This window comes from Pseudomonas palleroniana (genome assembly GCF_022836895.1).
GTDB classification, from domain to species: Bacteria; Pseudomonadota; Gammaproteobacteria; order Pseudomonadales; family Pseudomonadaceae; genus Aquipseudomonas; species Aquipseudomonas palleroniana.
The window spans coordinates 227,971-254,110 of the sequence record NZ_CP092411.1; the positions used below are offsets into that span (position 1 = coordinate 227,971).

A 26,140-nucleotide genomic window follows, 5' to 3' on the forward strand; every position below is an offset into this window, starting at 1 on the left:
GCGCAGCCACAGAGCCAATCGAGAATCATATGAGCATTAGAACTGCCTGCAATGGCCTCACTGACATTCTCCTGCGGGAATGGATGGTGTCGGAACATTTCAAGCGCCTGGCACAAGCAACGGTGACACAGATAGCACAGGCCTATGTCGGCGTTTATTCGGCGCGACCCACCAGTTGGCTGGCGGTCATGGCACGCAATCAAAACCTCGATCGCAAGAGCGTACTGGCGAAAGAAAACGACAGCGAGTTGTTGCGTATCCCGGGTATGCGGCGCTCCAAGTTCCTGCTGCCCGGCGAGCTGGCAGGCAACGTCTTTGCGGCCACTCGCCTGCCGTTGGCAGGCCACGAGTGGCGGCTACGGGACGTCGGGCTTGGCCTGGACGATTACCGACGCCTGCTGCCGGCGCTGATCACTTTGAGCACAGGTGCCGCCGTGCGTCTGCAAGACATTGCCAGTGCACTCGAACTGCCGGCGCCCCAGGCGCGGGCGTTGACGTCAGTGGCGACCTATGACGGCGCGTTGGTTCGCATACCAGCGGCCAATCATTGGTCGAACCGCTGGCTGTATTCAGCTGCACCTGAAGGGCTGTTGCCGGGTGACGGTGCGCCACTGGACCGCGACTCGTTGCTGCGTGACATCGCTGGGCGTTACGTCGAGCACTATGGACCGGTCACGGTCGATGACCTTGCCTGGTGGCTCGGTGTTTCAAAGGAGACCGCACGCGCGCTGCTTCAAGGCTGTGCAGCCTGCCGGGTCGCCGATCAGATGTGGCATAGCGAGGCCGGGAAAGCGCGTCTTGAGCAGTTCCTGCAACGCGAGCAGAAACCCGCGAGCAAGCAGATCCGCTTTCTGCCGGCCTGGGACCCGTTGGTCATGGGCTATGCGCCCGGTTCCAGGCAGCGCGACTGCCTTGAACTGGAACGCATCGGCGGCTACGACACGGCCGGCAACGGCCGGCCGGTGGTGCTCATCGGTGGCCGGGCTGCCGCGACCTGGCACACGGCGGCCAAGGGCAGCAAACGCGTCATCGCAGTCGATGCCTCGACACTGACTGACCAGGAACGTGCAGCCGTGCTTGAGGCTGCCACGGTTCTGGCGGAGCAGATCGGGGCTATTCACCAGATCGAAAACGAACTCACAGCGTGAAAACAGGGAAGCATGAACAAGATGAGGGACGACATGACATCAGTACCCCAAGCGCCACAATCGCTGTCAGGGAGTGAGCGCAGCCTGTGGGACGCCTTTGCGCAACCACAGGCCGGGCAATCAGCGGACAACACCCGAGAACAGCAAGAGATCGTCTTGCCCGCTGGCCTGACGGCCACCATGGATGACCTGGTCACGGTCGCTGCGGTTCTGGGCTCCCTGCTCAGTCCGGAAGGCCGGCTGACGTTGGCAATACATGATGAAGCCAAGCCGTCACTGCTCAGCGTCGATTGCATGACATTGAACCTTGCAGAAGACGCTCGCGACTACATCTCACAATTGCGCAACAGTGCCGAAGCGTCCCATGGCGAGCCGCAATTGCGAGCCGATATCGAGATCAGCGATGGCAAGCACCTGCCAGCGGCGCAAACACCGGTCTGGCTGTTGGTGCACGAGGGTCGCTGCCAACTGTCGGTACGCAGCGATTACATGACCCCAGCGGTAAGCCTGGAATTACTGGAGTTGGTGGCCTTCGCCTGCGCCCGTGTGCTTGATTCCAAGGCCCTGCCGGCGCCCGCGCTCCAACCGGGCTGCCCGGCCCCGGCCGAGGCTGTCGAGCGCCAGTTTCTCGTGGAACGCATTTACCGGCATGTGCAGAGCAAACCCTCGGCTGCGGCAATCGTCGACGACAACAGCGATCGCACCCTGACTTACGCCGAACTCTGGAACGCCTCCGAGGCATTGGTCCAGCACATACGCGAACGCGTCACCTCCCGCCGTTCGAGCCCGCGCCTGGCATTATTCCTGGAACGCGGCTGGCAGCATCTGGTCGCGATCGTCGCCGTGCAACGCATGGGCGGTACCTGCGTACTGATCGACCCGGCGCATCCCGATGAACGCATCCGTGCCTTCATCGAAGAGTGCAGCCCGCATGCGGTGTTGACCGCTGGCAGCACCACCGAACGCGCGTGCGATCTGCTGACCTTTCCGCTGCTGGATATCGATAAGATGCAGGTCCGTCCTACCCTCGTCGATTGGGAGCACGGCAAGTGGGTCGACAGCACCAATGAAGCCTGTTTTATCGCCGGGACTTCCGGCAGTACCGGACGGCCCAAAGCCGTTTGCCTGTCCTATCGAGGGATGGCCGCAACCCTCGACGCTGTCATCGAGCAGGCCGGACTTGGCGAGCATAGCCGCGGCTCATGGCTGTCGTCGCCCGGCTACGGGATGGTCGAAGTCGACCCCCTGCCGGTTCTGTGTGCCGGCGGCACGGTATGCATCCCAGCGCCCCAGGTGCTGCAGGACGTCAACCTGCTGGCACGCTGGCTACTTGAAGGCGACATGAACCACACACTGGCCATGACTTCCATTGCCGAAGCATTGTGGGCAACGAACACCCGCACCGGTCTGCGCACCATGCTGATCGCCGGTGAACGCTGCAAGCAATGGCCGCCGAGCGACCTCGGCTACCGGGTGATCAATGTCTACGGCTCCGCAGAAGCCGCCGTAGTCTCCATCGAAGACCTGAGCGCCCCGCGCCGCACCTTGCTACCCTCGGTAGGCCGCGCGATTCCTGGCGCCCGGATGTACGTGGTCGACCGCAATGGCCAACAACTGCCGGCCCGTTGTGTCGGTGAGTTGATCATCACCGGCGAAACGCTGTCGGTGGGCTATGTCAATCCCGAGGACACCAGGAAAGCCTTTCGTGGCAACACTCTGGACGCCACGTCGGCCTTGCAATACAGCACCGGCGACCGGGCGCGCATGGCGGCCGATGGCACTGTGGAAATCTTTGGCCGTACCGACTCGGTGGTCAAGATCCGCGGCCACCGGGTCGACCTGACTGAACTGGAGATCACCGCGCTGCAAGTTCCGGGCGTGGTGAAGGCCGCGGCCAATTGCTTGAGCAATGACCTCGGCGCGACGCTGGCATTGTTCCTGGAGCTGGCTCCCGATGCCAACGAAGTGGTCGCCCGGGTTCGCCAGCACTTGGCCGCGCGCTTGCATCCGGCAGCCCAACCCAGCCAGATCGTGACCGGCGCCCTGCCCCTCGGGCGCAATGGCAAGGTGGACTACAGCGCGTTGCAGGTCAGCCCGATCGAGCGCGATGCGGACCAGACCGTTTTTGTCCCGCAGAGCCCGGCAGACCACGCGGTACGTGACTGCTGGCTGGCCTGGACGCTCTGTGACGAAGCCATGCTGGAGGCGAGCTTTTTCGACGCCGGTGGCGACTCCCTGCGCGCCTTGCGCATGGTCGGCGAACTGGCCTGCAAGCATGGCATTCATGTGCAAATGGGGGCATTCCTGGAGGAGCCGGTCCTGGCGAATCTGGTGCGCCTGGCCAATGCCTCGCACAACACTCAGTTGCCGACGTTCGAGCACTTACCGGCAGAGCAGCAACAGCTGCCGTTCGAGCTGAACGAAAGCCAGCAGGCGCTGTGGATCGGTCGTGGTTCGTTCTACGACTACGGCGGCGTCGGCTGCCAGGGGTATTTCGAGTGGGAAGTGCAAGCCCTCGATAGCGAGCGTTTCACCCGTGCCGTGGGGTTGCTGGTGCAGCGACATCCAATGCTGCGCATGACCATCGATGCCAGCGGCCGCCAGAGCATCGGCGACGTCGACGGCACGCAAGCGGTGAAATACGTCGATCTCAGTGCTCTGGACGGCGCGCAGATCGAGCGCGAGATCGATGCGGTTCGCGACCGCATGGCCAACGAAGAAATCGGCACCACGCAATGGCCGCTGTTCCAGTTCCGCATCAGCCGCATCAGTGCCAGCGCCAGCCGAGTGCATCTGTGCATCGACATGTTGATCGCCGACGCCTGGTCGATTTTCCAGGTGATCATTCCCGACCTGATTGATCTGTATCTGGAAGATGATCCACAACTTCCGGCGCTGCAGACCAGCTTCCATGACTACGTCGCCTACCGGCAAAAAGTGCTCAAGAGCGCCCAGTACCAGGCCGACCGCGAATACTGGCTGGAGAAGATCAATCACTTGCCGGCAGCCCCGCGACTGCCTCAACTGGAGCCTGGAGAGTTCAGCGGCACGTCGCACTTCGAGCGACACGAAGGCACCCTCGCCGTGGATGCCTGGGAGCGACTGCAGGCCCGGGCGCAGGCGCGCAACATATCGCCGTCCGGCGTGGTCGCGCTGGCCTTGTGCGAAGTGTTGCGCTGCTGGAGCGAAGAAGACCGTTTCACCCTGAACTTCCCGGTCTCCGACCGGATGCCCGTCACTACCGATATCGACCAGGTTGTCGGTGACTTCACCAACACCTTGCTGGTGCCCTATGAAACCGCGGCCGCCGACACCCTCGAGGTTCGTGGCCAGCAACTGCAGGGCGCCATCTGGCAGGCGCTGGATCATCGCCTGTTCAACGGTGTAGAGGTGCTGCGCGAGCTGGCCCGGGTCCGACGCAGTGGCGGCGCACCACTGATGCCGATCGTACTCACCAGCCTGCTCGGGCACCCAGGACGCCATGATGTGGCGCTGCTTGGGCCAGAGGTTTACGGCGTCTCGCAGACACCGCAAGTCACCCTCGATGTGCAACTGCGCGAATCCAAAGGCACGTTGTACTTCAAATGGGATTACCTCACCGGGGTCATTCGCCCCGAAGTCGTGGAGTCGATGTTCGGCGCATTCAGCACATTGCTGCAGCAACTGGCCGACGACAGTGAGATCTGGCAACGCACCTGGCTTGACCTGCGCCCCGCCGCGCAGATTGACATACGTCGCACCGTAAACGCGACTCAGGCCCCCGTGCCGCAGGTTCACTTGCGTGACCTGCTATTGGCACGGATTGCCGAGCGCGCCGGGGAAACCGCAGTGATCGATACCCGGAGGAGCTACAGCTGGGGTGAAATCGGCCGGGCCGCGGCAAGGATCAGTAAGATGATCCAACACACACGTAACCCTGATGAACGTTTTGTCGGCATCGTCCTGCCCAAGGGTAGCGGCCACTACGCGGCTGTCTATGGCTGCCTGCTGGCCGGGGTCGGTTATGTGCCGGTGGATATCGATCTGCCGTCCGAGCGTATTCGTTCTGTGCTGTCGCAGGCCGGAGTGCACACGGTTATCGCCGATATTGATACTCCGTTGCCGGAGCAGGTCAAGCGGCTGGTACTGACCGATGAGGACCTGCATTACTGGACTGCCGAGAACACGGAGCTGACTCTCCCACCTTTGGCTGCGGACTACTCGCCGTATGTGATCTTCACCTCCGGCTCTACCGGTAACCCCAAGGGTGTCGAGATCCCGGAGGCCGCAGTCGTCAACCACGTTTATGACGTCGTCGAGCGCTTTGGCCTGAATGCCTCCACTCGCCATCTGGCCACTGCAGCCCTGCATTTCGACATGTCGGTCTTCGATATCTTCGGCCCCCTGCTGCACGGCGGCTCGGTGGTGGTGCCGGCTCAGGCGGCGGGCCCGGACCCCGATGCTTGGCTACGACTCCAGCGGCGTAACGGCGTGACCTTCTGGGCCTGTGTTCCGGCGATCATGGACCTGCTGTGCAGTGTTGCCGAAACTGCACGGAGTTTCTGCGCGGTGGATTCGCTGGCCAACATCGTAATGGCAGGCGACTGGATTCCACTGCCACTGTTGCCACGCGCCAGGGCGCTGTATCCGAACGCGCGATTGTATTCCTGCGGAGGTCCCACCGAGACCACCAACTGGTCGGTGTTGCACGAGATCGACGAACAAGAAGGCCAGCGAGTGCGTTCGGTGATCTACGGCGCGCCCATGCGTAACTCTGCCTACCACATCGTGGCCGACGACTGGACCGATTGCCCGGATTGGGTGCCCGGGGAAATGCTGGTAGAGAGCGATGTTTCCCTGGCCCGTGGCTACATCGGCCAGCCGGAACTGACCAGCAAGGCCTTTGTCCAGCACCCGCGCAGCGGACGGCGCATGTACCGCACCGGCGACCTTGGGCGTTACCTGCCTAACGGCGAAATCGAGATCCTCGGACGTATTGACAACCAGATCAAGCTCAATGGTCTGCGCATCGAGCTTGGAGAAATCGAGAGCGTCGCAGAGTCCTGCGCCGGCGTCTCGCGGGCCTGTGCGATAGCACTGCCGGGGCCTGACGGGCATCCCAAACAAATTGCCCTGGTGTATGTCGGCGAGCCCGGACTGGCGCCTGCAATCACGTTGACCTTGAGCCAACGGCTGCCCGCGTACATGGTGCCGAAAACTGTCCAGTCGTTGCCCCGCTTGCCCCTGTCGAAGAACGGCAAGGTGGATGTGCTGGCCCTGAGAGAAACCATGAGAAATGACATGAAAGAACCCAATGGCAAGGCTTCGCAATCCACCCTGCGCATCGTGATTGGTGTGATCAGCCAGCATCTCGGACAGCCAGTACTGCCCGACGACAACTTCTTCGACATGGGCGGCGACTCGCTGTCGGCAATGAAGATCAAGGTCGAACTTGGCTCCAAGTTGTCACAGCCCATTGAGCTGGAGGACCTCATGCTCACCGAGACCATCGGTGAGTTCGCCAAGTGCCTGAGCTCGGAGACCGAGTCATGATCAGAGACAACCTGCACCAGCAATGGCTGGATGATGTGGACGCTTACCTGGATGGACGCACGACGCCGCAGGCGCTGCAGGCCAACGGGCAGCAACGGGCCGGGGAAGTCTTGCGCTATGTCGCGCAACGCTCGGCGTTCTATGCCGATCACCTGCGCTCGCAAGCAGGCAGTCCAAGCGCCTTGCCGGCGCTGGACGGCGTACCGTTCACCACCAAGGACGACCTGCGCGCCGTGGGCCGCTCAGTCTGCAGCCTACCGTTCGATCAGATCGCGGTGTACTACGAGACCACTGGGACCACCGGGCTGCCAACCCCCTGCCCGCGCGCGGCGATCGATGTCGAAACCAGCGGCGCCTATGTGCAGAAAGCTGTTGCCGACCTGTATCAGTCGACCTTCGGCACCACTGATGCCCTCACCGCGATCATGGGGCCATCGGAGCTCTACGCGTTCGGTGATACCTATGGCGAGGTCTGCCGCAATCTGGGCATTCCTTACGTACGGCTATGGCCGGAAAGCCCTCGGGTCGGCCTGGTCAAAGCCGCCCAGTTGATCAACGACCTCGGTGTCCGCTCGCTGATCTGTTCACCCGCCGTCGCGCTGGCCCTGGCCCGCCTCTATGTGAGTCAGGGGATTGATCCGCGCGCCACAGCAGTCGGGCAGATCATGGTGTTGGGCGAACTGTGCACGCCGCAGATGCTGAGCAATATTACCCGGGTCTGGGATGCGCATTGCACCCACGGCCTGTATGGCTCTCAGGAAGCCCACGCAGTGGCCACCGGTTGCCCGAACGGCAACCTGCACTTTTCCGAGACCAACTATCTGGCGGAGATTCTTCCGGTGCCCGGGATGGACGGCGATATCGGCGAGCTGTGCCTGACGATGCTCGTACCCGGCGCCAAACCGCTGATCCGCTACCGCACCGGAGACCTGGCGCGCCTGCATTCTGCCGAAGAATGCGGGTGCGGCAATCGTTCGCGTTGCCTGCGGGTCTTTGGCCGGGTGAGTGATGTGATGACCCTGGCCGGTCGCCAGGTACTCCCGGCTCTGATCGAGTCGGCGGTGCTGACGGCGGCCGAGTGGGTCTCCGGCTACGAGGTCAGGATCTGTTCCGCCAGCGACGGCAGCGACCAGGTCGAGGTGTCGATGGTGGCAGGGATCGGTGAGCGTTCGCTGGCCGAGGTACAGGAGCAGATGGCCGGCCATTTCGGCACCTCGGTCCAATTGCAACTGGCGCAGAGCCTGGACCCGAGGACCGAGACCGGTGCCTACATTTCCTGGAAGCATGCACGTATCCGCGATCAACGGGAGCCCGTCCTGTGAGCTCATTACAACCCATCCCGCTGTGGAGCGTGGAGCACCACGAAATCAGCGATGCCGCGCCGCTTGCCCAGGTGCGGCGAGGCCTGCTGGGGCTGTATCCGTGCCCGGCATTGTTCGAGACCGGTGCGGGTTTTCTGCCGGTCGACGGCAACCAGACCACCTTCATGATCGACCTGTTGTTGGAGTTGAAACTGATCAACGACACCTGGCACATCTCGACCGGTGCCCCGTTCCAGTGGGCCCAGGCCGCGTGCGAGCAGCTGCTGAACAATTCGCAAGCGAGCCTGTGCGAACGCCTGCGACGCGTCACCCAGACCCTGGCCCTGCCGGAGGGCTTTCCGCTGGTGCTGGCGCTGGGCTACAGCGCCGCGCGGTTTGTCGAAAACCTGCCGGAGATTGCCATCGAGCCAGATGTCCCTGAGGTAGTGGTGCGGGTCTATCGGCATGTCGTCCGCTACGAAGCTCCCGAAGGTCCGGCGCGGATCGACGTACTCAATACCCGCGACAACGCGGCAGCGCAACTGGATGCCCTGTTCGCCGTGCTGCGCAATCCTCCGGTGACGGCACCTGTTGCAAGATTCGGCACTGAAGTCGCGGTGATCGAAGACGTCACTGATCGCGAGGACTTCTGTGCCGCCGTTTTACGGGCCAAGGAGTACATCCGAGCCGGTGACATCTATCAGGTGCAGTTGTGCCGGCGTGCCGTGTGCAGCGCGACGATTGCTCCGGTCGATCTTTACGAGCGTCTGGCAACGGTCAATCCGGCGCCCTACATGTACTACCTCGACCTTGCCGACCTGCATGTCGTGTCATCCAGTCCTGAACTGATGATCCGCCTGCAGGACGGCGTGGCCCAGGTCCGGCCCATCGCCGGCACCATGAGCCGGGAGGATCAGCGCGGCAGTCCGCTGGACAAGATTCCCAAGGAAGCAGCCGAGCACCTGATGCTCGTCGATCTGGCGCGCAACGACCTGGCTCGGTGCGCGGTTCCCGGGGGCGTCCAGGTGAGCTCGTTCATGCAGCAGGACACTTACGGGTCCTTGCTGCACCTTGTGTCCACTGTGGAAACCAAAGTACGCGAGCAATGCGACGTATGGGATCTGATCGTGGCCAATTTCCCGGCGGGAACCATGACCGGCGCACCCAAGGTCCGCGCAATGGAAATAATCGCCGAGCTGGAAGGCACCGCACGCGGGCTGTACACCGGTTGTGTCGGCTATATCACCGGAGCCAACAGCGCGGTGCTGGCACTGACGATCCGCACGATTGTCGGCAACGCCGGACGCTATGTGTTGCAGTCGGCGGCGGGAGTCGTCGCTGACTCCGAGGCCGAGGATGAATGGAATGAAGCGGGAGCGAAGATCAAGTCGTTTTCCCGAGCGATGGGAGCCTGCGCATGAAAGTGATGTTGATCGACGCCTTCGACAGCTTTGTGTATGTCATCGAGCAGTATTACTCGGCCGTGGGTGCAGAAACCCGGGTCGTTCGCGTCAACGATGATCCGATCGCCCAATACCGACAGTGGCAACCGCAGTTGTTGGTTCTGGGTCCGGGGCCGGGCACTCCCGAAGATCATGGCTACCCGCAGATCATTCGCGCGATGGATGAGCAGCAGGCCATTTTCGGTGTCTGCCTGGGGCATCAGGCACTGGGCGAACATTTCGGCTGGAAGCTCAGCCGTGCACCGACCACCCAGCATGGCAAATACGCCCAGGTGCATCATGACGGTCGTGGCGTGTTCCAGGATGTACCGTCGGCCGTCACTGTGGTGCGTTACCACTCGCTGGCCATCACCGAGCCGCAAGCATCAAGCCCATTGGTGGCCACAGCGTACTCGGACGATGGCGTCAACATGGCGGCACGGCACCGTACCCGGCCGATCGAAAGCGTGCAGTTTCACCCCGAGAGCGTCGGCACCGCCCACGGGATCAAAATGATCCGTAACTCATTGGCATTGGCCAACGTCCACGCCATGGGCTGATCGCTCAAGAAGAAAGCCCTGGGTGCCGACCGGATGCTGGTCGACACCTCTTTAAATCTAAGGATTGGATAAACATGATGCACACACCAACCAACACAACGCTGCACGAAAAACGATGGCAGGCACTGGCTGTCATCTCGATCATCCAGTTGATTCTGCTGCTGGATGCCACCGTGGTGAACGTCGCCCTGCCACGGATCAAACACGACCTGGGACTCACGGACGGATCCCTGACCTGGATTGTCAATGCCTACCTCATTACCGCAGGTTCGCTGTTGCTGCTGGGCGGACGGATCGGCGATGCCTTCGGGGTGCGCCGCACCTTTCAGGTCGGCGTAGTGATTTTTGGCGGATTTTCCTTACTGGCAACCTTCGCCCAAGATGCCACCGTGCTGATCATCAGCCGTGCCGGTCAGGGGCTCGGTGAGGCTCTGGCGTCAGCCACCGGACTGGCAATGGTGTCACTGCTGTTTCCTTCCGGCCCCGAACGCGGCAAGGCGTTTGGCATCTGGGCAGCGCTGGGCGGCCTGGGCTCGATCATCGGCGTATTGCTCTCCGGTGTATTGACGCACTATCTGTCGTGGCGCTGGGTCTTCGGGATCAACGTACCGATTGTCATGCTCCTGATCGTAGCTGCCGCCGTCATGATTCCCAAGTTCAGCCACCGCAGCTCCACCTCTCTGGATCTGGGCAACGCGCTGATCCTGGTCGTGGCCGTGGCCGCGACCGTCATGGCCGTCATGGCCGTCATGGGTTCTGGCATTGAGCATCTTTCTGGCCAGCGCATGGCGCTTCTGCTGCTTGGCATGTCGGGGATCGCGGTCGTACTGCTTCGTTGCAAGCGTTCGGAAAACGGCATTATTCCGGCACGCCTGATGACGCGCTCTCCGCGCATGGCTGGTTACGCCATCGTCGCTATTCTCGCTGCGACCTCCGGCGCTCTGTTTTATCTGGGCGTGCTGTTGCTGCAAGACTATCTCGGCCTGACGCCGATGCAGACGGGCCTGGCGTGGCTGCCCTTCTGCCTGGGTTTCTTCCCTGGGATCTTCCTTTCGCAGTTCGTCATGCAGCGCTGGAATTCGCAGGCCGCCGCCGTGGTCGGCCTGGCAGTTTCGGCTCTGGGGTTCGCCTTGTTTGCCTTCGGCGTACCCCTGCACAGCTACTGGCTGGGAATGCTTCCGGCGATGCTGGTGACCTCCATCGGCTTCGGCTGTGTCGCCCCGGTCGCCCAGTCGTTGGCCACCAGCGACCTTAGCGAGGCCGACGCCGGTGCAGGGTCGGGCATCACCACCACCCTTCAACAACTGTTCCAGGTGTTCGGAGTCACCCTGCTGGCAGCCTTGGCACTGGCGGTCTCCGACAACAGTGGCGTGCCGACCATCGACGCGAACGGTTTCGTGGCCGCCTTCGCCGTGTCGGCGCTGGTCATGTTCGGAGGTGCCTTGCTGATCTGGGCCGGACGCAATGCCCTGGCGCTCGAGCCAACCCCGTCGAGCCCCCAGCCTTAGGAAACCGTCATGCGTCAGAACTACCTGATCCCGCCCTTCAAGGGCCCCCTCACGACGCTGTCCAGCGTCGCGGGACTGCGGGAAAAATGGACCGGGGCGATGCTTGACCAGACAGGGCGCGCCTATTGCGGCGCCCTGCGTCTGGACTTCAGCGCAGAGTGTGACCAGCCACAAGTATTCGATGCCGTGGCCCATACCCTGGCGCGACATCCAATCCTCGCGGCACGGTTCGAGCTGGAACAGGAACACCTGATCGGCCGCGCCCCCACTGAGCAGGCATTGCGTCAGGCGTTACGTGAGCAATTGGGCCAGGTGCAGGCCACGCTCAGCGATCAGGACTTTCTCGCCTATCGCGCCCGGCACGCCGGCGAACCCGGGCTGCGCATCGCCTCGGCGGTCGACGCGGCTGGCCTGCATGTCTGGATCGGCTTCTGGATCTATACCTGCGATGGTGCGTCGATTGATCTGTTGATCGACGACATCACCCGGTGTTACCGGGGCCTGCCCCCGGTTTCCTGCACGGAATGGAACGACTATTGCCAGGCGCTGCACCTGCCGGAACAGCCCGTGAGCACAGCGCAGCAGCTGGAGATCTACCCGGGAACAGGCCCCTACGGACTTGATGCAGTACGCAGCAAAAACACAATCGGCAAGGGGCGCATGCAGAGTCTGAAGTTCACGGCCCCCGTTGCCCGCAGCCTGGTATCGGACTATGCCAAAACCTTGCGCGTGACGCCGTTTGCGCTGCTGCTGGCCATCTATCAACGGGCAATCAGTGCCGTCAGTGGAGTCTCGACTGTGGTGACGGGAGTGCCCTTCGCCAATCGCCCGGATGCTACGGCTCAGACTGTGGTGGGGCCGTTGTCCAATACCGTCCCGGTCAGTACCCGGCATGAACCCGACGAACCGCTGGCAACAGTGGTCAAGCGGGTGCAGCGGGCGGTGATCAATGCCGCGACGCGGCAGCACATCGAACCGGCAGCGTTGTATCCCGAAGGTATGTCTACACGTACCGCCGGCTTTGAACTGCCGTTTCCCCAATTGTTCAACGCCTGGAACTCACGCAGCGAAGGCAGACGCATCGATCTGGGTGACAACCAGTGGATGAGCCTGCAGCTATTGCCGAACGATACCTGCCGGGTCGCTTTCGAGATCACTCTGGATGAGCATAACGAGCTTATTTCAGGGCGGATCGACATGGACGCCGATAGCTATGGCGAACACGCAGAACAGGTCATCGAGCAGATGATCCGCGACCTGCAAAGCATCCCCAACGCTTGATCGGTAACCGTGTAAAGCAATCGGGGCGGTGTCACACCGCCCTGATTCAATTGCCGATGTAACTTGCTTGCTCAGAAATCCACAGTTGCCGACAGCAAATAAGTCCGAGCTGTTGACAGCATCAATCCCGATTCGCTGTCATCCGAAGCGTCGGCGGCCCCCCAGTAACCACGATGCGTGCGCTGCATAAAAACCATTCGCCAAATGCACTTGCCGATCACCCAGCCGAACGGCGAAAACGTAAGCCTTTCCTCCGTTTGGTGCCCTTGCCATGCCTCAGCCAAAACCCCTGCGCAACGTGCTGTACATCATGTGCGACCAACTACGTCGCGATTACCTGTCGTGCTACGGCCATGCCCACCTGCACACGCCGAATATCGACCGTCTGGCCGCAGCCGGCGTGCGTTTCAGCCGGGCCTATACCCAGGGCACCATCTGTGGGCCGTCGCGGATGTCGGCGTACACCGGGCGCTATGTCAGCAGTCATCAAGTGGCGTGGAACGCCGTGCCGCTGCCCCTGGAAGAACTGACCATCGGCGATTACCTGCGCCCCCACGGCATCCGCACCGCGCTGGTCGGCAAGACCCACGCCACGCCAAACCTGGAAGCCTTGCAGCGCCTGCATATCGACCCCGACAGCGCACAGGCCGAGCCGCTGAATGAGGTCGGCTTCGACGCCTACTTCCGGCACGACGGCATCTACCCCGACAGCCCGTTGTTCGAAGACAAGCGCGAGTCAGCGCCTTACACCCACTACCTGCGCGAAAAAGGCTACGACGGCACCAACCCTTGGCATGAATGGGCTAATGCCGCCGCCGGTGAAAACGGTGAGGTGCTCAGCGGCTGGAAGATGCGCAACGCCGGGCTACCTGCGCGCGTCGCCGAAGCACATTCGGAAACGGTCTACACCACCGACCGCGCCATCGACTTCATTCGCGAGCAAGCCGAGCAGCCGTGGTGCCTGCACCTGTCCTACATCAAGCCGCACTGGCCCTATATCGCCCCGGCACCCTATCACGCGTTGTACGGCGCCGAGCATATCCAGGCGCCGATCCAGCCGGAGCACACCAGCGATCACCCGGTATACCAGGCGTTCCGTCAGCACCAGGAGAGCGTGAATTTTTCCCGTGACGAAGTGCGGCTCACGGTCATTCCAACCTACATGGGCCTGATCAAACAGATCGACGATCAACTCGGCCGGCTGTTCGATTATTTGCAAAGCAATGGCCGCTGGGACGACACCTTGATCCTCTTCACCAGTGACCATGGCGATTTTCTGGGCGATCACTTCCTCGGGGAAAAAGAGTTCCTGCTGGAGCCGGCGGTGGGCGTGCCCTTGATCGTGCGCGACCCACGCGCAAGCGCCGATATCACCCGTGGTTCAGTGGACGAACGCCTGGTGGAGACCATCGACGCGCTACCGACTTTCCTCGACGCCCTGGGCTTGCCTGCGGCCGACCATCGCCTCGAAGGCCGCTCGCTGATCCCGCTGTTGCACGGCGCCCCCGTGAGCTGGCGCAACTACGCCATCGCCGAATACGACTACGCGTTCCAGGCCCCCGCCCGCGAACGCCTGGCGCAGCCTATCGACCGCTGCCGCATGACCATGGTGCGCAGCGAACGCTGGAAATACCTGGCGTATGACGGCTTTCGCGCACAACTGTTCGACCTGGAAAACGACCCGCAGGAAGTGCACGACCTGGGTGCCGACCCCGCCTATGCGGCGGTGCGCGAAACGCACCGGGGTTATCTGTTCGAGTGGCTGCGCGGCTTGAAGCGGCGCACCACCATCAGCCACACGGAGATCGACGTGCGTGGCCGGCAGTTCAGATACGGTGAGCCGGAGGCGGAAAAAGTGGTTCAAATCGGGGTTTGGTAGGCCTTCGGGAGCAGCTACAAGTAAGAGCCAGGTGGCTTTTACTTGTAGCTTGTCGCTGAAAACTTGCCGCTCAAAGTCCCTTTGTCGTCTGACTGCGCTGCCCCTGCACACTCACCGGCACGTCGCCCTTGAGCGTCACCCGACGCACGATGCGCTCCTGGGTACCGTAGTCATCCACCGCGTAATGCTGGGTGGCGCGGTTGTCCCAGATCGCCACGTCGCCGGTGTTCCAACGCCAGCGCACGGTGTTCTCCAGGCGGGTGACATGGCTTTGCAGCAGGTTGAACAGCTGTGTCGAGTCGGCCTGGGAATACCCCTTCAGGCGTTTGACGAAGTGCCCCAACAGCAGGGTTTTCTCACCACTGACCGGATGCACACGTACCACCGGGTGTTCGGTTTCGTACACCGTGGAGGTGAACACCTTGCGGTATTCCTCAAGCTTTTCCACCGACACATCCGGCTTGCGCCCGGCGTAGTCGTATTCGTTGCTGTGCACCGCCCACAGGTTGTCGGCCAGGGCCCGCAGTTCGACGCTGAGGTCGTTGTAGGCGCTGGCCGTATTGGCCCAGACCGTATCGCCACCCGCCTTGGGGGCCAGCACCGAACGCAGGATCGAGGCTTTGGGGTAGGCGTCAACAAAGGTCACATCGGTGTGCCAGGAGTTGGCGCGCTGGCCGCGCGTGCCGTCCAGCTCCAACAGAAAGCGCGTGCCGTCACGGACCGGCACCGTCGGGTGCGCGATCGGTTCGCCGAGCAAGTGGGCGAAGGCTTCCTGGCTCTGGTCATCCAGGTGGGTCTGCTCGCGGAAGAAGATCACCTTGTACTGCACCAGGGCCTGCTGGATGGCCTCGACCGTCGCGGCGTCCAGCTCCCCAGACAGTTTGATGCCACGGATCTCGGCCCCTATACGCCCGGCGACCGGGTGGATGTCCAGTGCCTGGGAAACGGGTTGAACAGCGAATGCGGCGTTGCTCATGGTGACGACCCTCTTGTGCGCTCTATTGATATGCAATTTAGATCTAGCAAATCAACAGATGCTTCGTTGACGGAATAAGAGCTTGCATTTAAAACCTCAGCTCCCAGGGTCGCAAATGCCTTCGACCTATTTTTCAGATGCCGGGAAAGCATATGGATCTTCGCCAACTTCGGTACTTCATCGCCCTCAACGAACACCGCAGTTTCGTGCGCGCAGCAGACGCCATGGGTATCACCCAACCGGCGTTCAGCCGCAGCATCCAGGGGCTGGAACAAGAGTTCGGCTGTGTGCTGGTAGACCGTGGCCACAAAGACTTGCGCCCCACACCGGAAGGCCAGGTGGTGCTGCAACATGCCCTGAGCCTGGTGCATGGCGCCGCCTTGTTGAGCAGTGAAGTGACGCGCATGACCAAGCTTGACGCCGGCGACCTGCGCTTCGGTTGCGGCCCGGCCCCGGCCGTGAGACTGGTACCCGATGCGGTGGCGCGCTTTATCACCGACCACCCGAAAATCCGCACGCATTTCCAGGTGGATAACTGGGAAAAACTCAGCCGCGCCCTGAGCCGTGAAGAGATCGAATTCTTCATTGCCGACATTCGTCAGTTCGAAGCCGACCCGAACTTCCAGACCCGCGCACTGACGCCCAAGCGCGGCGTATTTTTCTGCCGTCCGGGCCACCCGCTGCTGGCCAAGGACAGCCTGTCGACCAACGACATGTTCGACTACCCGCTCGCCTCCCCACTGATCTCCCAAGGCATCCGCAAGCTGCTGGCGAACCTCAGTGGGCGCATGGACTTTTCACCGAGTATCCAGACCGAGCATTTCCCGGCGCTGGTGAAGATCGTGCTGCAGTCCAATGCCATAGGGGTGGGCACCGAGGAAGCGTTTGCCGAAGACATCGCCCGGGGCACCCTGGTGCTGCTGCACTGGCGCAATCTGCCGCAGAACATGGAAACCATGAGTGCGCGATGCGGCGTGGTCAGCCGCACCGGCTCGCGGTTATCACCGGCGGCGAAGGCAATGATCGAGACATTGGTGGAAGTGGACAGTCAGGCCGTTCGTTTAGCGGTTTGAGGGCCTCATCGGGAGCAAGCCCCCTCCAACAGTTGATCTGTGAATACCTTCAACTGTGGGAGGGGGCTTGCTCCCGATGGCGATAGCCCAGCCCCCCAAAACCTCAAAGCCCCGCCGCCGCCAGATTCGGCACCACCCAATCACTAACCTGGAATGGCTTGCGAATCAGCCGCTCCTTCGACGCCAAGTCCACTGCGTTCTGTAATTTGCCAAGGAACACCGGGTCCAGGGTCGAAGGGAAAATCTCGCTGAGTTTCTGGTCCTTCAAATCGTTGGTCAGGATCACGGCGGGGTAACTGGCGCGTTCCGACACCAGCTCGATGTAAGCCTGCTTGTGGTTGTCATCGGTCAACCACTGCACGGCCTGCTGCTGGGCCTTGAGCAACTTCGCCACGACCTGCGGGTGCTCGTCGACAAACTTGCCGCTGCCCACCAGCACCGCCTGGACACTGCCCGCGCCGCCCAGGTCCTTGGTGGTCAAGGGGATCTCAGCCAGGCCCTTGGCCTGCAGCGCGCTCAGGCCCGAGCTGCCCCAGGTGGCGTCGATCTGCTTGGCCGCCAGCGCCGCCACGGCGGCATTGAAGTCCAGGTTGATGACCTTCAGGTCTTTCTCGCTCAAGCCTTGGCTGGCCAAGGCAGCGTCGAACGACAACTGGCTGGCTGTGCCCCGGAACACTGCAACGCGCTTGCCCTTGAGGTCTTGCAGGGTCTTGATGCCCGAACCCGGCACCACGCCGAGGTAGTGCTTCACACCCCGCGCCGAGGCACTGAGCAGGCGGGTATCCAGGCCATTGGAACGTCCGATGATCGCCGCCAGGTCGCCCAGGTAAGCCAGGTCCACCTGGCCATTGGCAAACGCTTCATTGATCACGGGGCCGGCGCCCTTGAAGTAATTCCACTGGATCGTGATGCCTTGGTCGGCAAACGCCTTTTCAAAAATCTGCTGGCTGTGCAGTACGTCGGTAATGCCACCGCCACTGTGCTGGCTGCCGGCACTCAGGTCAGGCACGGCGATGCGGATTTCCTTGAGGTCGGCGGCGTGCACCAGGCCGGCCAACGCGGTGCCCGCGAACAGCGTGATCAGTCGTTTGAAAGGCAGTTTCATAAGCTCAGCTCCTGGTGGGCGTAGGTCGCCTGGGGAGCAGAAAGTAGGCATAGGCCGATCAAAACTTTAAATACTATAAATTCACAATTTAATAGCTTTTAGCACTATGCAAGCTAAACCGCCGGCTCCAGAGGGCTATGCATCAACAGCATCGAAAATATTCTTCGAATGCATTGGATGCGTGTCGGGCGGAAGCTTTAAATGATTTTCTTATCCCCCAATCATCTTGATTGAGTTTTTGTAAGATCAAAATCACATAAAGCCCTCGGCAACAACGGAGGTCCTCCATGGCCCGGATTTCACTTTTGAGCCTACCGCTCGCGGCCCCCTCCACCGATGCGGCCAAAGGTGCGGCGCGGCGCTGGCCGAACCTTGGCGAACGCCTGTTGCCTTGGCTGCTGCCCCTGACGTTATTCGCACTGTGGTGGTTAGCCAGCCGCAATCACTGGATGAGCGAGCAGATCCTGCCGCCGCCTGCGCTGGTGTGGAGCAGCGCAGTGGAACTGGCTGGAGGCGAGCTGTGGAGCCACCTGGCGATCAGTTTGCAACGCCTGTTCTGGGGGTTGCTGGCCGGTATCGGCACCGGGGCTTTACTGGGCGCGTTGCTGGGGTTCAGTGCCCGCGCCGAGCGCCTGGTATTCCCCACCTTCAGTGCGCTGTCACAAGTGCCGACCCTGGCCTGGATTCCGTTGTTCATGGTGTTTTTCGGCATCGGCGAAACCCTGAAACTGGTGGTGCTGGTAAAGGCGATCGTGGTGCCCGTCACCCTGCACACCCTGGTCGGCGTACGCGACGCCCAGCCCACGTTGCGCGAAGCGGCCCGCGTGCTGCGCCTGCCCGCTCACCTGCTGATCCGCCGACTGATCCTGCCCGCCGCGCTGCCGGCGTTCATGGCTGGGGTGCGCCTGGCGCTGGCAGCCGGCTGGACATCGTTGCTGGCGGTGGAACTGCTGGCCTCCAGCGAAGGCATCGGCTACCTGATGGTCTGGGCGCGCCAGTTGTTCATGCTCGATATCGTCTTCGTATGCATCGTGGTCATCGGCGTGCTGGGTGTGGTGATGGATCGTGGCGTCGGCTGGCTGGATCGCCTCTGGGTGCACTGGCCCCACCCGGCCACCGCGCAGATCCGGCGCGGGCCACGCTATACCGGCTGGCAGCGCCTGCAACCGTGGCTGTTGCCGCTCCTGTTATTGGCGTTGTGGCAAGTCGCGACGCAACAGGCGTGGGTAGACCCGAACATTCTGGTCAGCCCGTGGACCGTGCTGCACAGCGCGATCGCCGGCGTGCTGGATGGCAGCTTGAGCAGTGCGTTGGGCAAAAGCCTGGGGCGCACGCTCGCCGGCCTGCTGCTGGGCGGCGGCCTGGGTTTTGCCGTGGGCCTGTGGCTGGGCTTGTCGCGACGTAGTGAGCGAGTGCTCGGCCCATCGTTGGCCGCGTTGCGCCAGATCGCGATTTTCGCCTGGGTGCCGCTGTTGACCGCCTGGTTCGGCCTGGGTGAAGGGGCCAAGTCGGTGTTTATCGCGCTGGCGGCATTTTTCCCGCTGTTTATTGCCACCCAACGCAGCGTCTTGAACCTGTCACCGCAGCTGCGCGAAGCCACGCAGGTGCTGCGCCTGAACCTGTTCCAACGCCTGCGCCACCTGGTACTGCCGGGGGCGGCGGCGGGCATTTTCGCCGGCCTGCGCCTGAGCCTGATTTACGCCTGGCTGGGCACCATCGGCGCGGAATACTTCATGCCTTCCAACGGCGGTATCGGCAGCCTGATGATCGGCGCCCAGCAGCTGTTGCGCATGGACCTGATCATGAGCGGCATGCTGTTGGTCGGCCTCACGGGCGCCACTCTCAACCTGATCGGCCAACGCATCGAAACCCGCGCCACCCGCTGGAGACACGTATGAACACAGCTATCGTCAGCTTCAACCATGTGGGCAAAACCTTTGATGTGGACGGCTTCCCGCTGGAAGCCATCCGCGAATTCAACCTGGACATCGCCGAAGGCGAGTTTGTGGCGATTGTGGGTTCCAGCGGCTGTGGCAAATCCACCCTGCTGCGCCTGCTGGTGGGGCTCGACACGCAGTTTCGCGGTGAGATCCAGGTCGACGGCAAAGCCGTGCGCGGCATCGGCGGGGAGCGCGGCATCGTGTTCCAGGAGCACCGCTTGTTCCCCTGGCTGACGGTGGCGCAAAACATCGGCCTGGGCCTGGTCAACGAAGCGCTGAGCGAAGCCGAACGCGACCGGCGCATCAGCGACTTTATCGCGCTGGTCGGCCTGACTGACTTTACCCGCGCCTATCCTCACCAATTGTCCGGCGGCATGGCGCAACGGGTCGCCATCGCCCGTGGCCTGGTGGCCAGCCCGCGCATCCTGTTGCTGGACGAACCGTTCGGCGCCCTGGATGCACTGACCCGCCAGCAGATGCAGGACGAGTTATTGGCTATCCGCACCCGCGCCAGGATCACCACGGTGCTGGTGACCCACGATGTGGAAGAAGCGATTTTCCTCGCCGACCGCGTAGTGGTGATGGAGCCCCGGCCAGGGCGGATCAAGCAGGTGGTGGACATCGCCTTGCCGCATCCGCGCCAGCGCAGCAGCTTCGAGTTCCACCAGTTGCGCGAAGAGCTGTTGCACGAACTGACCAGTGATGGCCATTACCAGCCGCCCGTGCGCGAGCAGATCCGCGATCTGCCCCTGGCCTTTATTGCTTGCTGAAAGACAGCGCGGCGTCGGGGCGCTCCTGGCGCTCAAAGCGATTGGCACGGGCAAACGTGCCGAAGTCATTGAAGCGCACGCCCATCTCGGCCATGACCTTGTGGGCCACCTTGGCCGTCATCTGGCGAATGTAAAACGGCTCCTTCACCACAAAATGGTGGATGCCATGGGTGCTGCCGAAGTTGAAGCAGAACGCCTGCAACGGCCACAACCACCAGGGGTTCAACACCTGGGTCTGCTGGATCACATTGCCCAGCTCCACATCACCGTAGTAATGCATGTTGGAGCTGACGAAGTGCAGGCAGAAGGTGCGCAGCACGTTGGGGCCGATGATCACCACGGCGGCGATGTCGATCACCTGCATCATCTGCAAAGTACCGTCGGACCAGCCAATCGGCGTGCCCATCAGGCCGGCAATGCCGTTGGCGGCATGGAAGCCCAGAAACACATACCACGCCCCCCAATGCAGTAGCGCCAGCGGTGCGTAGACCAGCAGCGAACGTTTCAGAATCTTCAATTTGTGGTTCCAGGTCTTGGCGCGCAGCATGCGGATAAACGCCGACATCACGTTGTCGCCCACCATCAGCAATCGCGCAAACCCCCAGGGTTCACCATTGGTGATGGCGCGCTCTTCCATATCGCTTTCGGTACCGGAGACCTTGTGGTGATTGAGGTGCAGGTGCCGGCGTATCCAGGGGTTGATCGTGCTCGGCCGCGCCAGCCACACCAGGCCCATCATCAGGTTGTGGGGCAGGCGCTGCTTGCGAAAGTACATGCTGTGGATCAGGTCGTGCTCCAACTCATGGGTCAATGAGGCCAGAAAAGCATTGAGCAGCAGGCACACCCACCAGGCTATGTGCCCGTTGATGTAGAGCGCCGCCGAACCCAGCATGCCGACCAGCGCAAACGCCAGGATGCCCGCGCCCAGTGCATCCTGATGCAGCAACCAGGGGTGGCGCCGGCGCAGCCGCAGCCCTTCGGCCAGCACCACGTCACGGATGTGCGCCGAGCGTTGTTGTGCGTTCATCTGTTGGGGACTTGCAGAAGTACCGTCCATGCTTCCATCCTCTTGTCTATGGATAGGTGCATCCTGGCCCAAGCGGTGCGCCAGGGCATCAGCCCCACACGCCAACCTGTTGACCGCAAGCGCCAATCGCCATGACTGAACCCACCTCCCTCGCCAGCTGGACCCGCGCCTTGCGCAAACAGCTCGACGCCCTGGACCTCGACAGTGCCGCGTTGTGCGCGGAGGCCGGCCTCGACCCGCAGCAGATGGACGACCCGAATGCGCGCTATCCACTGTCGGCGACCACGCGCCTGTGGCAACTGGCGGTGCAGGCCAGCGGTGATCCGGCGATTGGCCTGCGGGTGTCGCGGTTCGTCAGCCCCACCACCTTTCATGCACTGGGCTATGCCTTGGTGGCCAGCGGCAGCTTGCGCGAGGTATTCGAGCGCATCGTGCGTTATCACCAGGTGGTCAGCGATGCCTTGACCCTGGAGTTGAGCGGCGATGGCGAGCGCTACCGCTTCCGTCTGTTGCAGCCGCCAGGCAGCCCGGCACCGGCGTTTGAAGCCATTGACGCGTTTGCGGCGATTTATGTGCGCACCTGCCGCAATCGCCTGGGCCGTGACTACGCTCCCTTGGCGGTGTACTTGCGGCGGCCCGAACCGGCCGACCCCAAGCCGTGGCACACGGTGTTTCGCGCGCCGCTGTTTTTCGGCGCCGCAGAAGACCGCCTGGAATTCGCCGCCCACGATTTCGATAGCCACTTGGACGATGCCAACCCCGAATTGGCCGAACACAACGAAACCGTGCTCAAACGCACCCTCGCCCAATTGCAACCGCTGACCTGGGAGCGCAAGGTGCGGGCCTCTATCGAGGCACAGTTGCCCGACGGTGAGCCGAGTGCCGAACGGATCGCCCAGGCACTGCACTTGAGCCTGCGCAGCTTGCAACGCCATCTGGCGGATGAAGGCTGCCGCTTCGATACCTTGCTCAACGACTGCCGGGAGAACCTGGCGTTGTTGCACCTGCGCGACCCGCACTGTTCACTGGCTGAAATCAGCCACCTGCTGGGGTTTGCCGATACCAGCAGTTTCAACCGGGCGTTCAAGCGCTGGACGGGGATGACACCGGGGCAGTTTCGCGAGGGCTTGCGCTAGAGGATGCCGTGCCGGTTGCGGCTGGGTTTGATTACAAACCTGTCATTAAATTGTGCGGTTTCTGACCCTGTTCACCGCCTAGAGTGGCGACCTGTTTTCCGGAGTCGTCCTTATGCCTCGCCATGCCTTGTTCTTGAGCCTTGCCGTCTGCACCGGGGCGTTGGCCGCCCCGCCGTTGCCCCACCATGCCGACCTTGATCTGCATACTGCACGCCAACTGGCCGACGCCGGCCTTGAGCACTGCAACGCCGCGCTGACCGTCGTGGACCGCGGCGGCAACCTGCTGCTGAGCCTGCGCGCCGACGGCGTCGGCCCGCATAATAGCCTCGCCAGCCAGCGCAAAGCGTACACAGCGCTCTCGACCAAAACCCCGACCCGGCTGTTCGCCGAACGGGCGCGCAACAACCCCGAGGCCGCCAACCTCAATAGCTTGCCCGAGCTACTGTTGCTCGGTGGTGGCGTGCCGCTGTTTGCCGATGCACAACTGGTCGGTGCGCTGGGCGTTGCCGGGGCCGGTGGCGCGGCGCAGGACGAAACCTGTGCCGTGCAGGCCGCCCAACAATTGGGCTTGAGCATTTCCCTCTGATTTTTCCCCTGACAAGGAGTTCTCGATGAAAACCCTCAGCATCACCCTCGCCGCCCTCAGCCTCAGTGGCTTGTGCAACCTGGCCCTGGCCGATGGCAACCCGTTGAGCGTGCATGTACTCAACCTGGAGAATGGGCTGCCATCCGCCGGCGTCAGCGTGACCCTGGAGCAGCAGGTCGGCAATCAATGGCAGCCACTGTCCGAAGGTGTCACCAACCAGCAGGGCCGTATCGCCGAACTGTTCCCCGCCAACCGCAGCATGACGCCGGGTGAGTATCGCGTGGTGTTCAAGACCGGCGACTATTACAAGAAGGCCAACCGCGAGACATTCTTCCCCGAGGTACCGGTGATTTTCCAGGTCAAGCAGGCCGACCAGCATTACCACATCCCGCTGCTGCTCAGCCCTTACGGGTTCTCCACCTATCGCGGCTCGTAGTTCCTCGCTCAGGTGCCTGCGGCACGCCGCAGGCCCTGTAAATCCAGGACTTCAATCGCGCCGTAACTCAGGCCGATGGTGCCCTGCAGTTCCAGGGCCTTGAGCAGACTGTTGGTGGTCTGGCGAGACAGGCCCAGCATCGCCGCAAGATCCTCCTGGGGCAGTTGCAGGGTGCGCCGCACCTGGTCTGTTTCGCCGTAGCCCTCGGCGATCATCAGCAGCCGATGGGCCAGGCGCGCGGACGCGGGCATCAGGCTCATCTGTTCGATATTGATCAACGACAGGCGCAGCTTGTGGCTCATCAACAAGGCCAGGTCGCGCCAATACGCCGGATGATGTTCGAGGACGCCAAGCAGCGCCACCTGTGGCACCTGCAACAGCGTGCAGGCGCCCATGGCCAGGGCATCATGGGTGCGCGGCAGGTTATCGAACAGGCAGATTTCGCCGAACCAGTAAGGCGTTTCAACCAGGCTCAATACCGCTTCCTTGCCTTGGGCATTCACCGCGCTGATGCGTACCGCGCCGTCCAGCACCGCATACAGGCCGCAAGGCGGGTCGCCACGCTTGAACAGGTATTGCCCGGCCTCCAGCTGCCGCAACCGGGCATGGGCCAGCAGGCTATGCTGAAAAGGCCCAGGCAAATGGCTGAACCAATGCCCGGCGGCCAGCCGTGAGTGCCATTGCTCTGTGTCCATGAGAACTCCGAAGATTGTCGGCCAGCTGACAGTCAGTCGCTGGCTGACAGGGCATGATCAAACATCCTACAGGAGGAACAACAATGAAAAGCCTCGTCGACCACCTCAGTCAATACGCCGCCTACCATCGCGACCCGCGCAATATCGCCAGCCACTTTATCGGTATCCCACTCATCGTGGTGGCGGTTGCCGTGCTGCTGTCACGTCCCGCGTGGGCGGTAGGCGGGCTGTGGTTATCACCTGCGGTGTTGCTGGCGTTGTTTTCGGCGTGGTTTTACCTGCGCCTGGAGCTGGCGCTGGGCGTGTTGATGACGGTATTGATGGGCTTGTCGGTGTGGGCCGGGCACGCACTCGCAGCGCAGAGCACGACGGTGTGGCTGAGCAGTGGCATCGGTCTGTTTGTGGTGGGCTGGCTGATTCAGTTTGTCGGGCATTACTACGAAGGCCGCAAGCCTGCGTTTGTGGATGATGTGTCGGGGCTGATCGTCGGGCCGTTGTTTGTGGTGGCGGAGTTGGCGTTTTTGCTGGGGTTGCGCCATGGCCTGAAAGAGCAGATCGAACAGCGCTCAGGCCCTGTGGCACGCCGCGATCTGAAACCGAGAGAAGTCTAAAAGTGGGAGGGGCTTGCTCCCGATGGCGGTGGATCAGCCAGCTTATCTGCCGCTGCCCCACCGCTATCGGGAGCAAGCCCCCTCCCACAGTGGCCCCATTTCAGATTGGTCCTATCTCAGATTGGCCACATTCAGATTGGGTTTGCGAGCCTGTCAGGCTTTCTGCCAGACCTTGGGTTTGAAGAACAGGGTTTCGCCCCGCGCCAAGCCGGTCAGGCTATCGTGATCCTTCACCACTTCGGCCTCGATCAGTTCGCTCTGGCCTTCCACTTTCAGCGTTACCCGCGTCGTTGCGCCGAGCGGGCGGATATCGCGTACCTCAGCCGCGTGGTGGTCTTCCAGCTCATGCCGCGACAGCGACACTTCGTGCGGCCGGAACAGTACGTGCTGGTCCTCACCCAGATGCAGACGGTTGGAGTCGCCGAGGAAGTGGTACACAAAGTCGCTGGCCGGGTTTTCATAGACGTCGCCCGGTGAGCCGATCTGCTCGATCACGCCTTTGTTCATCACCACGATACGGTCGGCGACTTCCATGGCCTCTTCCTGGTCGTGGGTCACGAACACCGAGGTCAGGTTGATGTCTTCGTGCAGGCGCGCCAGCCAGCGGCGCAGCTCCTTGCGCACCTTGGCGTCAAGGGCACCGAACGGCTCATCCAGCAGCAGCACCTTGGGCTCCACCGCCAGGGCACGGGCCAGGGCGATACGCTGGCGCTGGCCACCGGAGAGTTGTTCCGGGTAGCGATCGGACAGCCAATCGAGCTGCACCATGTTCAGCAGCTCGTGCACCTTGCCCGCGATCTGGCTTTCGCTCGGGCGTTGGTTTTTCGGCTTCATGCGCAGGCCGAAGGCGACGTTATCGAACACCGTCATATGGCGAAACAACGCATAGTGCTGGAACACAAAGCCGACGTTGCGATCACGCACGTCGTGGCCGGACACGTCTTCACCGTGGAACACGATATTGCCGGCGTCCGGGGTCTCGAGGCCCGCGATGATGCGCAACAAGGTGGTCTTGCCGCAGCCGGACGGGCCGAGCAACGCCACCAGCTCGCCACTCTGGATGTCCAGATTGATGCTGTTCAGGGCCTTGAAGGCGTTGAAGTTCTTGCTGACATTACGGACTTCGATCGACAT

Annotated in this window: 20 protein-coding genes; 15 read left to right on the forward strand and 5 right to left on the reverse strand. The window is 62.2% G+C overall.

Features of this window, described 5'->3' with window-relative positions; translation table 11 throughout:
- The first annotated feature begins 29 nt into the window (after positions 1-29).
- From MJP36_RS01015 to MJP36_RS01050, 8 genes are all read left to right on the forward strand, one after another.
- The gene (locus tag MJP36_RS01015; protein WP_244384658.1) at positions 30-1,148 is read left to right on the forward strand and encodes a DNA glycosylase AlkZ-like family protein; all 1,119 of its coding nucleotides are present in this window, start codon (positions 30-32) and stop codon (positions 1,146-1,148) included.
- Positions 1,149-1,181: 33 nt separating this feature from the next.
- Positions 1,182-6,680 (forward strand): non-ribosomal peptide synthetase, encoded by a 5,499-nt coding sequence (locus tag MJP36_RS01020; RefSeq protein WP_244384659.1) that lies wholly within the window; start codon positions 1,182-1,184, stop codon positions 6,678-6,680.
- Positions 6,677-8,002 (forward strand): phenylacetate--CoA ligase family protein, encoded by a 1,326-nt coding sequence (locus tag MJP36_RS01025; protein ID WP_161547649.1) that lies wholly within the window; start codon positions 6,677-6,679, stop codon positions 8,000-8,002. Before MJP36_RS01020 ends, MJP36_RS01025 begins: the two co-directional genes overlap by 4 nt.
- Entirely contained in the window at positions 7,999-9,402 is a 1,404-nt protein-coding gene (locus tag MJP36_RS01030; RefSeq protein ID WP_161547648.1) for an anthranilate synthase component I family protein, read from the forward strand. Before MJP36_RS01025 ends, MJP36_RS01030 begins: the two co-directional genes overlap by 4 nt.
- The gene (locus MJP36_RS01035) at positions 9,399-9,983 is read left to right on the forward strand and encodes an aminodeoxychorismate/anthranilate synthase component II (RefSeq protein ID WP_104995198.1); all 585 of its coding nucleotides are present in this window, start codon (positions 9,399-9,401) and stop codon (positions 9,981-9,983) included. The genes MJP36_RS01030 and MJP36_RS01035 overlap by 4 nt, the downstream gene beginning before the upstream one ends.
- Positions 9,984-10,057: 74 nt before the next feature.
- A complete protein-coding gene (locus MJP36_RS01040) occupies positions 10,058-11,491 on the forward strand; it encodes an MFS transporter (protein ID WP_244384660.1) in 1,434 nt (477 codons plus the stop codon).
- A gap of 9 nt (positions 11,492-11,500) precedes the next feature.
- Positions 11,501-12,772, forward strand: coding sequence for a condensation domain-containing protein (locus tag MJP36_RS01045; protein WP_244384661.1), 1,272 nt, complete (start codon positions 11,501-11,503; stop codon positions 12,770-12,772).
- Positions 12,773-13,043: 271 nt separating this feature from the next.
- On the forward strand, positions 13,044-14,651 hold the full coding sequence (locus tag MJP36_RS01050; protein WP_161547646.1) for an alkaline phosphatase family protein: 1,608 nt from the start codon (positions 13,044-13,046) through the stop codon (positions 14,649-14,651).
- A gap of 70 nt (positions 14,652-14,721) precedes the next feature.
- On the opposite strand, the gene MJP36_RS01055 is transcribed toward MJP36_RS01050, so the two are convergent.
- A complete protein-coding gene (locus MJP36_RS01055) occupies positions 14,722-15,627 on the reverse strand; it encodes a TauD/TfdA dioxygenase family protein (protein WP_161547644.1) in 906 nt (301 codons plus the stop codon).
- A gap of 152 nt (positions 15,628-15,779) precedes the next feature.
- Between MJP36_RS01055 and MJP36_RS01060 the strand changes: the two genes are divergently transcribed.
- The gene (locus MJP36_RS01060; RefSeq protein ID WP_244384662.1) at positions 15,780-16,700 is read left to right on the forward strand and encodes a LysR family transcriptional regulator; all 921 of its coding nucleotides are present in this window, start codon (positions 15,780-15,782) and stop codon (positions 16,698-16,700) included.
- Between the two features lie 103 nt (positions 16,701-16,803).
- Here MJP36_RS01060 and MJP36_RS01065 read toward each other — a convergent pair whose 3' ends face one another.
- Positions 16,804-17,805 (reverse strand): ABC transporter substrate-binding protein, encoded by a 1,002-nt coding sequence (locus MJP36_RS01065; RefSeq protein ID WP_060755547.1) that lies wholly within the window; start codon positions 17,803-17,805, stop codon positions 16,804-16,806.
- Positions 17,806-18,092: 287 nt separating this feature from the next.
- Here MJP36_RS01065 and MJP36_RS01070 point away from each other — a divergent pair, with 287 nt between their 5' ends.
- Both MJP36_RS01070 and MJP36_RS01075 read left to right on the forward strand, forming a co-directional pair.
- A complete protein-coding gene (locus MJP36_RS01070) occupies positions 18,093-19,703 on the forward strand; it encodes an ABC transporter permease (protein WP_104995193.1) in 1,611 nt (536 codons plus the stop codon).
- On the forward strand, positions 19,700-20,515 hold the full coding sequence (locus MJP36_RS01075; RefSeq protein ID WP_104995192.1) for an ABC transporter ATP-binding protein: 816 nt from the start codon (positions 19,700-19,702) through the stop codon (positions 20,513-20,515). The genes MJP36_RS01070 and MJP36_RS01075 overlap by 4 nt, the downstream gene beginning before the upstream one ends.
- Here the strand turns inward: MJP36_RS01075 and MJP36_RS01080 are convergent.
- Positions 20,502-21,572 (reverse strand): fatty acid desaturase, encoded by a 1,071-nt coding sequence (locus MJP36_RS01080; RefSeq protein WP_104995191.1) that lies wholly within the window; start codon positions 21,570-21,572, stop codon positions 20,502-20,504. The genes MJP36_RS01075 and MJP36_RS01080 overlap by 14 nt on opposite strands.
- 101 nt (positions 21,573-21,673) lie before the next feature.
- On the opposite strand from MJP36_RS01080, the gene MJP36_RS01085 reads away from it, so the two are divergent.
- The 3 genes from MJP36_RS01085 (at position 21,674) to uraH (ending at position 23,700) form a co-directional block, all read left to right on the forward strand.
- Positions 21,674-22,678: an AraC family transcriptional regulator gene (locus tag MJP36_RS01085; protein ID WP_104995190.1), complete on the forward strand. Its 1,005-nt coding sequence runs from the start codon at positions 21,674-21,676 to the stop codon at positions 22,676-22,678.
- A gap of 112 nt (positions 22,679-22,790) precedes the next feature.
- Complete coding sequence (locus tag MJP36_RS01090) at positions 22,791-23,264, forward strand: GlcG/HbpS family heme-binding protein (RefSeq protein WP_104995189.1); 474 nt, start codon at positions 22,791-22,793, stop codon at positions 23,262-23,264.
- Positions 23,265-23,289: 25 nt separating this feature from the next.
- Complete coding sequence (gene uraH, locus MJP36_RS01095; protein ID WP_090367577.1) at positions 23,290-23,700, forward strand: hydroxyisourate hydrolase; 411 nt, start codon at positions 23,290-23,292, stop codon at positions 23,698-23,700.
- Positions 23,701-23,708: 8 nt separating this feature from the next.
- On the opposite strand, the gene MJP36_RS01100 is transcribed toward uraH, so the two are convergent.
- Positions 23,709-24,395, reverse strand: coding sequence for a Crp/Fnr family transcriptional regulator (locus MJP36_RS01100; protein ID WP_244384663.1), 687 nt, complete (start codon positions 24,393-24,395; stop codon positions 23,709-23,711).
- 83 nt (positions 24,396-24,478) lie between these two features.
- On the opposite strand from MJP36_RS01100, the gene MJP36_RS01105 reads away from it, so the two are divergent.
- Positions 24,479-25,006 carry an Mpo1 family 2-hydroxy fatty acid dioxygenase gene (locus MJP36_RS01105; RefSeq protein WP_244384664.1) on the forward strand — a complete coding sequence of 176 codons (528 nt, stop codon included), beginning with the start codon at positions 24,479-24,481 and terminating at the stop codon, positions 25,004-25,006.
- Positions 25,007-25,159: 153 nt separating this feature from the next.
- Here MJP36_RS01105 and MJP36_RS01110 read toward each other — a convergent pair whose 3' ends face one another.
- The gene (locus MJP36_RS01110) at positions 25,160-26,140 is read right to left on the reverse strand and encodes a sulfate/molybdate ABC transporter ATP-binding protein (RefSeq protein WP_244384666.1); all 981 of its coding nucleotides are present in this window, start codon (positions 26,138-26,140) and stop codon (positions 25,160-25,162) included.

Excerpts from the sequence above, each read along its gene's own strand:
- MJP36_RS01015 (WP_244384658.1), top strand. The coding sequence starts at position 30 with ATGAGCATTAGAACTGCCTGCAATGGCCTCACTGACATTCTCCTGCGG.
- MJP36_RS01020 (WP_244384659.1), top strand. The coding sequence starts at position 1,182 with ATGACATCAGTACCCCAAGCGCCACAATCGCTGTCAGGGAGTGAGCGC.
- MJP36_RS01025 (WP_161547649.1), top strand. The coding sequence starts at position 6,677 with ATGATCAGAGACAACCTGCACCAGCAATGGCTGGATGATGTGGACGCT.
- MJP36_RS01035 (WP_104995198.1), top strand. The coding sequence starts at position 9,399 with ATGAAAGTGATGTTGATCGACGCCTTCGACAGCTTTGTGTATGTCATC.
- MJP36_RS01040 (WP_244384660.1), top strand. The coding sequence starts at position 10,058 with ATGATGCACACACCAACCAACACAACGCTGCACGAAAAACGATGGCAG.
- MJP36_RS01045 (WP_244384661.1), top strand. The coding sequence starts at position 11,501 with ATGCGTCAGAACTACCTGATCCCGCCCTTCAAGGGCCCCCTCACGACG.
- MJP36_RS01050 (WP_161547646.1), top strand. The coding sequence starts at position 13,044 with ATGCCTCAGCCAAAACCCCTGCGCAACGTGCTGTACATCATGTGCGAC.
- MJP36_RS01055 (WP_161547644.1), bottom strand. The coding sequence starts at position 15,627 with ATGAGCAACGCCGCATTCGCTGTTCAACCCGTTTCCCAGGCACTGGAC.
- MJP36_RS01060 (WP_244384662.1), top strand. The coding sequence starts at position 15,780 with ATGGATCTTCGCCAACTTCGGTACTTCATCGCCCTCAACGAACACCGC.
- MJP36_RS01065 (WP_060755547.1), bottom strand. The coding sequence starts at position 17,805 with ATGAAACTGCCTTTCAAACGACTGATCACGCTGTTCGCGGGCACCGCG.
- MJP36_RS01070 (WP_104995193.1), top strand. The coding sequence starts at position 18,093 with ATGGCCCGGATTTCACTTTTGAGCCTACCGCTCGCGGCCCCCTCCACC.
- MJP36_RS01075 (WP_104995192.1), top strand. The coding sequence starts at position 19,700 with ATGAACACAGCTATCGTCAGCTTCAACCATGTGGGCAAAACCTTTGAT.
- MJP36_RS01080 (WP_104995191.1), bottom strand. The coding sequence starts at position 21,572 with ATGGACGGTACTTCTGCAAGTCCCCAACAGATGAACGCACAACAACGC.
- MJP36_RS01085 (WP_104995190.1), top strand. The coding sequence starts at position 21,674 with ATGACTGAACCCACCTCCCTCGCCAGCTGGACCCGCGCCTTGCGCAAA.
- MJP36_RS01090 (WP_104995189.1), top strand. The coding sequence starts at position 22,791 with ATGCCTCGCCATGCCTTGTTCTTGAGCCTTGCCGTCTGCACCGGGGCG.
- uraH (WP_090367577.1), top strand. The coding sequence starts at position 23,290 with ATGAAAACCCTCAGCATCACCCTCGCCGCCCTCAGCCTCAGTGGCTTG.
- MJP36_RS01100 (WP_244384663.1), bottom strand. The coding sequence starts at position 24,395 with ATGGACACAGAGCAATGGCACTCACGGCTGGCCGCCGGGCATTGGTTC.
- MJP36_RS01105 (WP_244384664.1), top strand. The coding sequence starts at position 24,479 with ATGAAAAGCCTCGTCGACCACCTCAGTCAATACGCCGCCTACCATCGC.
- MJP36_RS01110 (WP_244384666.1), bottom strand. The coding sequence starts at position 26,140 with ATGTCGATCGAAGTCCGTAATGTCAGCAAGAACTTCAACGCCTTCAAG.